We start from the raw sequence: 1,056 nt of genomic DNA, 5'->3' as shown, positions 1-1,056 counted from the left end.
CTTAGATTAACACACCAAGTGCAACGCTAATTGATATTATAGAACACCTGATTGGGCGTCTTGAATCCCAGCCGTTTTCTCGGTCTGTTGTTTAGTTTGTTCTCAATGTGCTGTATCTCATCATCACAGACTTGTCTAAAGTCACATCCTTTAGGCAAGTACTCTCTGATGAGGCCATTGGTATTCTCATTAGTCCCTCGTTGCCATGACGCATAAGCATCAGCAAAGAAGAACCCACTATAGAGTTTTTGCTTAATATCTTTGTGATTCGCAAACTCTTTGCCATTGTCAGAAGTAATAGTCTTAACTTGTAACCTGATGGGCGTTAAGAGCTCTATCATTGCCTCTGACACCTGCTGAGCACTCTTTTTGACCACACGCTTCATCTTAAGCAGTCCCGTTCTGCGTTCAACGAGTGTCACAATCGCTTGCTTGTGATGCTGACCGATGATGGTATCCGCTTCCCAGTCGCCAATCCGCGTGCGCCCCTCTACCACACAAGGGCGCTCATGGATTGAGACTCTGTCATTGATACGACCACGAGTCTCAGCGGTGAGTCGCGTACGGTAAGGTTTGGCTTTACGGCGAAGATACTGCCATAACGTGCCGCCTTGCTTCTTGTCACTCCAGATATAGCGATAGATACTCATGTGGCTGATACCACCATGAAACCCAGCTATTTGTTCAGGACTCCAGCTCTCTTTGAGCTTGTCTGTAATCCAATTCCATACGTCAGCGATGATAGTGAAAGCGTTGTTTGATCGTCTTGCACGGGCTTTGTTGTCGGCATAATTAGCTCGGTAACCGCGCAGACTTTCATTGCGCTTAAGCTCTCTTGATATGGTGCTGGGACTTCTGTTTAATGCATCAGCTATAAATTTAATACTATGTTTCGCCCCTTTTAGGGCATAAATCTGATATCGTTCACCTAGGCTTAGATGTGTATAGTTCATGGTTGCAATCTCACTTTGGCGGTGGATATAAACTTTGATGCTAGCGCATCTAGGTCTTTTTTTCACCTCGCATTTGGTATTGCACTTCATGTGTTAATCTAAG

At 44.9% G+C, this 1,056-nt stretch carries 1 protein-coding gene; it reads right to left on the bottom strand.

The features are described from left to right. Positions 1-26: 26 nt before the first annotated feature. Complete coding sequence (locus tag JMW90_RS13385; RefSeq protein WP_201564739.1) at positions 27-953, bottom strand: IS30 family transposase; 927 nt, start codon at positions 951-953, stop codon at positions 27-29. Positions 954-1,056: the final 103 nt, after the last annotated feature.

The sequence above is a fragment of the Psychrobacter glacincola genome, assembly GCF_904846215.1.
GTDB lineage: Bacteria > Pseudomonadota > Gammaproteobacteria > Pseudomonadales > Moraxellaceae > Psychrobacter > Psychrobacter glacincola.
The sequence above is the reverse complement of the archived record's forward strand: the minus strand, read 5'-3'. Positions and strand labels throughout refer to the sequence as shown.